Origin of the sequence: Enorma timonensis (genome assembly GCF_000321165.1) — a bacterium.
GTDB lineage: Bacteria > Actinomycetota > Coriobacteriia > Coriobacteriales > Coriobacteriaceae > Enorma.
The window spans coordinates 1-5,968 of sequence record NZ_CAPF01000030.1; the positions used below are offsets into that span (position 1 = coordinate 1).

5 protein-coding genes are annotated in these 5,968 nt (G+C 68.4%); all 5 read right to left on the reverse strand.

What is annotated here, in order from left to right; genetic code table 11:
• Positions 1-403: 403 nt before the first annotated feature.
• Positions 404-1,141 carry a GntR family transcriptional regulator gene (locus tag BN423_RS03240; protein WP_019238830.1) on the reverse strand — a complete coding sequence of 246 codons (738 nt, stop codon included), beginning with the start codon at positions 1,139-1,141 and terminating at the stop codon, positions 404-406.
• Between the two features lie 141 nt (positions 1,142-1,282).
• On the reverse strand, positions 1,283-2,296 hold the full coding sequence (locus BN423_RS03245) for a DMT family transporter (protein WP_019238831.1): 1,014 nt from the start codon (positions 2,294-2,296) through the stop codon (positions 1,283-1,285).
• Between the two features lie 6 nt (positions 2,297-2,302).
• Positions 2,303-3,997 carry a glucose-6-phosphate isomerase gene (gene pgi / locus BN423_RS03250; protein WP_019238832.1) on the reverse strand — a complete coding sequence of 565 codons (1,695 nt, stop codon included), beginning with the start codon at positions 3,995-3,997 and terminating at the stop codon, positions 2,303-2,305.
• A gap of 84 nt (positions 3,998-4,081) precedes the next feature.
• Positions 4,082-5,158, reverse strand: a complete 1,077-nt coding sequence (locus tag BN423_RS03255; protein ID WP_019238833.1) for a mandelate racemase/muconate lactonizing enzyme family protein — start codon at positions 5,156-5,158, stop codon at positions 4,082-4,084.
• Positions 5,159-5,248: 90 nt separating this feature from the next.
• A partial coding sequence (locus BN423_RS10685) for a transglutaminase-like domain-containing protein (protein WP_019238834.1) occupies positions 5,249-5,968 on the reverse strand: 720 nt, incomplete at its 5' end.

Consider the following 5,968-nt stretch of genomic DNA (forward strand, 5'->3'; position numbering starts at 1 on the left):
CGGCCATCTGCTTGCCGGTCTCGACGAGCGCGCGGCCGTCCTCGAGGTAGCCCTCCTGGTCGAAGTTCATGATCTCGACCTTCTCCGTCTCTGCCATGAGCATTCCTTTCTCGTGTCGTCATGCAGAAAGCAGTGCGTCGCTGCCGGCTCGCGACCCGTTCTCCCGTGGCTCGTGCTCCGGCGTGCTTCGCTGAACACACGATACCAAATTGGTTATATGACGTTATAGGACAGCGGTGAGTGGTAGGATTTTCACGGTAAACGTAGATACGTTATATAACGTTATATGTTTTCATCACAATCCGCCCACACAATGTAAAATAACCCCAGGGGTTTTTTGACATGCGCGGGCAGCCGCGGAGCGCGGTCTCGCATGTAACATAACCCCTGGGGTATTTTGGCATCAGAGGCGGAAGCTGTAGTGCTTGCCCACCACATGCTGCAGGCCGATGAACATGGGCTCACCGTACTGGTCGGAATACTCACCGCTCACCGTGAAGAGCGGCTCGTTCTCCGCCACATCGAGCAGCTCGGCGAGCTGGGCGTCCGCGCGCTCCATGCTCAGCACGCAGTCCGTGCCGTTGCGCGGCACGAGGCCGGTCCTGTGCTCGATGAGCTCGAAGATGGAGCAGTCGTCGAGCGCCTCCTCGAGCAGGAAGCGGTATTTGACGGGGTCGAAGAGGTTGTCCTCCACCATGAGCGGCAGCCCGTCGGCGGTGCGCACGCGCACGACGCGCACGGCCGCCCCGCCATCCGCCCCGCCGAAGTAGCCGGCGCGGTCGAGCGGCAGGAGCACGCGCTCGCAGGACACGAGCCGCGCGCCCGGGACGACGCCGTTGTTCTCGCAGGTCTTGGTGAAGCTGCGCACGATGTCGTCGTTCTCGAACGGCGCCTTGCGGTCTCCCCCGTCGGCGACGAACGTCCCCTTGCCCTGCCGCTTGATGAGCAGGCCCTCCTTCTCGAGCACCTTGACGGCGTTGCGCACGGTGATGCGGCTCACCCGGTAGATATCGCCCAGCTCAAGCTCGGAGGGGATCTTCTCGCCGGCGCGGTACAGCCCCGAGGCGATGTCGCGGCGGATGTCTTCGATGACCTGCAGATATAGCGGCTCTTGCGAGGAATGGTCGAGTTCAGACGGCATGGCGGTCGCCTTTCGAATACGTCATATATTGTTATGCTACGTCTTAGTATACGCATGCGCCGCGCGCCGCAACCGGGCGACTCGGCGAGCGGCTCCACGGGTGCGCGCGAGCGCCCGGGCACGCCCGGCGCGCGTCCTCCCCTACCGCCGGCGGGACGGGCGCAGCAGCAGCGGGCGCAGAAACGCGAGATGCGTCTCTGAGAGCACGATGGCCGCGAAGATGAGGGCGAAGCCCACCACGAGCCGGACAGTGAGCACCTCGCCCGCAAACAGCACGGAGAAGAGCACGCCCGACGGGGACTCGAGCGAAAGCAGAAGCGAGCCCGTCGCGGGCGGGACGTGCGCGAGGCCGAGGTTCTGCATGAGCATGCCGATGCAGGTGCAGAACACCGCGAGGAAGGCGATCGTCCCCACGAGCTCAGGCGTCCACGGAAACGACGTGATCGGCGGCTCCACCGCGGCGGCCGCCACGGCGTCCATCGCGCCGACGGTCAGAAACATCCAGAACGTGATGACGTTGACGTCGAGCTCGCGCCCGAAGCGCGCGGCGAGCGCGATCTGGAGCGCGAAGAGCACCGCGCCGGCGAGCGTGAGCACGTCGCCGCGGTTCATCGAGAGGCTGTCGAGCGCCACGAGCGCGATGCCTGCCACGCAGAGCACCGCCGCGCCGAGGTTGTAGCGCGTGAGCGGCTCATGCGACATGAAGAAGCTGATGAACGGCACGAGGATGCAGTACGTCCCCGTGAGGAAGGCGCTCTTCCCCGCCGTCGTCTCGACGAGGCCGAGCGTCTGGAGCGCGTAGGCGAGGCCGAGCGCGACGCCCATCGCCACGCCCACCAGGATGTTCCGCGCGTTGAAGTGCCGGGCGATGCGTCGTCCGAAGAGCGCGAGCATGATGAGCGCCGACGCGAGGAAGCGGCACGCGAGCAGCGTGAACGTGGGTACCGCGTTGAGCGCGTCCTTCATGACGAAGAACGAGTAGCCCCACATGACCGCCATCGCGGCGAGCATGAGCTTCCAGAAGAGCGGCGAGCGGGCGCCGGCGCCGCGCAGGCGCGGTCCCGGTGCGCGGTCCTCGATGGCGACGGGGGCGTCCGCCCCGAAGAAGCCCTCGGGCTCCGTCGGGGCGGACGCGGTCTCTTGACGCTTCGACATCGAGGCCTAGCGGCGATGCGCGCGGTAGTAGCGGATGAGCGCCTGCGTGGCGGGATCCTGCTCCGTGAGGGCGGCGTCGTCATGGAAGGCCGGGGTGATCTGCTTGGCGAGCTGCTTGCCCAGCTCCACGCCCCACTGGTCGTAGGAGTCGATGCCCCACACCGTGCCCTGCACGAACGTGATGTGCTCGTAGAGGGCGATGAGCTCGCCCAAGGCGAACGGCGTGAGCGTGTCGCCGAAGATCGAGGTCGTGGGGCGGTTGCCCGTGAACACACGCGCCGGCACGATCTCCTCGGGCGTGCCCTCGGCGCGGACCTCGTCGGCGGTCTTGCCGAAGGCGAGCGCCTTCGTCTGCGCGAGGAAGTTGCCCAGGAAGAGCTCGTGGACGTCCTGCTCGCCGTCGCGCACGGGGTGCGGGGTGTTCACGAACGCGATGAAGTCCGCCGGCACCATGCGCGTGCCCTGGTGGATGAGCTGGTAGAACGCGTGCTGGCCGTTCGTGCCGGGCTCGCCCCAGAAGATCTCGCCCGTGGCCGAGGTGACCGCCGAGCCGTCCCAGCGCACGCCCTTGCCGTTCGACTCCATGGTGAGCTGCTGGAGGTAGGCCGGGAAGCGGTGCAGGTACTGGTTATAGGGCAGCACCGCGTGGCTCTCCGCGCCGAAGAAGTTCACGTACCACACGTTCATGAGGCCCATGAGCGCGACGACGTTCTCCTCGAGCGGGGTCTGCTGGAAGTACTCGTCGATGGCGCGGAAGCCGTCGAGGAACTCCTGGAAGCGCTCGGGGCCGAGCGCCACGATGAGCGAGAGGCCCACGGCGGAGTCGACCGAGTAGCGGCCGCCCACCCAGTTCCAGAACCCGAAGGCGTTCTCCGGGTCGATGCCGAACTCCTCCACGAGGTCGAGGGCCGTGGACACCGCGACGAAGTGCTTGCGGATGGCCTCGGCGCGGCTCTCGGCGGAGCCATCGATGGCGCCGGCGCGCTCGAGGGCGTCGAGCATCCACGTGCGCACCTCGCGCGCGTTGGTGAGGGTCTCGAGCGTGGTGAACGTCTTGGAGACGATGATCACGAGCGTCGTCTCGGGGTCGAGGCCGGCGAGCTTCTCCGCTGCGTCGTTCGGATCGATGTTCGAGATGTAGCGGCAATCGATGCCGGCGTCCGCGTAGGGCTTGAGCGCCTCGTATACCATGACGGGGCCGAGGTCGGAGCCGCCGATGCCCACGGAGACGACGTGCTCGATCTTCTTGCCCGAGACGCCGCGCCACGCGCCGGAGCGCACCTTGTCCGCGAAGGCGTACATGCGGTCGAGCACCTCGTGCACGTCCGCCACGACATCCTGGCCATCGACGATGAGCGTGCCCGCCTGCTCCTTCGGGCGGCGGAGGGCCGTATGCAGCACGGCGCGGTCCTCGGTGGTGTTGATGTGCGCGCCCGAGAACATGGCGTCGCGGCGCTCCTCGACGCCCACGGCGCGGCCGAGGTCGCACAGCAGACGCACCGTCTCGTCGGTGATGAGGTCGCGCGAGAGGTCGATGTGCAGGTCGCCCGCCTCGAAGGTGAGCTTCTCCACGCGCTCGGGATCCGCGGCGAACCAGTCCTTGAGGCTGATACCCTCCTCTACCAGGCAATCGTGATGCTCTTGCAGCGCCTTCCAGGCAGGCGTCTGGGTGGCGTCGATGGGCGCGGGAATCGTTGACATGGTGCCTCCTTGCGATGTGACAGCCGGTGTCCGCGCACTGCGCGCACGGACGCTTTCATTCTACCGCGTTCGCATCGCGGGGCGCTACCAAGTGACGTGGACGCCCAGGCCCGGTTCCTCGGAGAGCACGACCGTATCGCCCTCCTCCGCGAAGCTCCCCGCGATGGCGACCGCATCGGGCGCGTAGTACCGGTAGCTGTCGCAGTCGGTGTCGCGGATGTTCTCACGCGCGGCGGCGAGCGCGAGCCCGGCGCTGATGGCGATGGGCGTCTCGAGCATGCAGCCCACCATGCAGCCCACGCCGCTCGCCTCGGCCACGGCGTTGATGGCGAGCGCCGGGAAGAGGCCGCCGCACTTCATGAGCTTGATGTTGATCTTGTCCACCGCGCCCAACCGGCAGGCGCGCGCCGCGTCCGACGGCGCATGGATCGCCTCGTCCGCCATGATGGCCACGCCCTGCGCGCGGCCGCGCAACCATGCGAGCCCCTCGAGGTCGTCCGCCGCGACGAGCTGCTCGGCCTCCTCGACGCCGTGCGCGGCGAACACCTCGAGCATGCGCGCCGCCGTCGCGCGCGCATAGCCCTGGTTCGCGTCGACGCGCAGCGCCGCGCGGCCGCCGATGGCCTCCGACACCGCCGCGACGGCGCGCTCGTCCGATACGGGGTCGATGCCCACCTTCATCTTGATGATGCGGAAGCCCTCGTCCTCCACGTAGCGGCGGGCGGAGGCGGCCATGTGCGCGGGCTCGGCGATCCCGACGGTCATATCGCTTCGGACGCGCGGGTCCGCACCGCCCAGGAGCCGCCAGACGGGCATGCCGACGGCCTTGCCCATGAGGTCGTACAGGGCGAGGTCGATGGCGCACTTCGCCGCCGTGTTCCCCGTGAGCGCCGCATCCATCAGCCGGTGCGCCCGCTCGATGGCGAAGGGGTCGGCGCCCTCGAGGAGCGGGGCGAGGTAGTCGAGCGCCGCGGTCACGGTGCCGAGCGTCTCGCCCGTCACGCAGGGCTCCGGCGCCGCCTCGCCGTATCCGCACACCCCCGCGTCCGTGGCGAGGCGCACGACGACGACCTCCGTCTCGCGGATCTCGCGCAGGGCGATCTTGAACGGCTCGCGCAAGGGGATGCTGTAGACGCGGTAGTCCAGTGATGTGATGTGCATATCCTTCGATCCTTTCTACACGGGACGGGGCGTGGGTTGAAAGAAATGGGTTGAAAGGAACACGTCCCCAACCAACCCATTCGGTCCTTTCTACGCGGGACGGGGTGGCTCGGCCGCGCCCCAGGGAAGCTCCTGCAGGGCGATGAGCTCGACTGTCTGGGTCATCTGGCCTGCATCGGCCCCGCGCCCGTGTACCGTCGCCTCGCCCATCTGGTTGTCGAACGGGTCGCGGCGCATGCCCGTGCCCGCCGGGTCGAACGGGGCGCGAAACGCCCGGTTGAAGACCGCGCGCCAGGGGTCGAGGTTGCCGAAGTAGAACCGGCGGAGCCCCTCGTCGCCCGCGCGGCGCGCGGAGACCCCGAACGAGCAGTCCGCCCAGCGCCAGCCCGTCTCGGGCGTATGGAACATGGCCCAGTCGTGGGGCGTGATGCCGTGCGGCGCAGCGAAGAGACCGCTCTGCCAGCGCGCGGGAACCCCCAGGCAGCGGCAGAGCGCGATGAACGTGAGCGCCATTACGCCGCAGTCGCCGTAGCCGGACGAGAGGCAGGAATCGGGGATCGCGTCGAGCTGGATGTAGGAGGGCTGGTAGCGGTACGAGATATGCTCGGTCACGTAGTCGTACGCGGCGCGGGCGAGCTCGAGCGGTGTGTCGTCGCGAGCTGCGGCGCGCACCCGCTCCGCGACCGCGCGCACGAGCGGGGTGAACACGATGTGCGGCGCCTCCTCCGCGAGGTCCGCCGCGCTGGGCGGCGCGCACGGCACGGCGCACGGCGCTACCGGGGCGGCGCCGCGGCCGCCCCACAGGTCGAT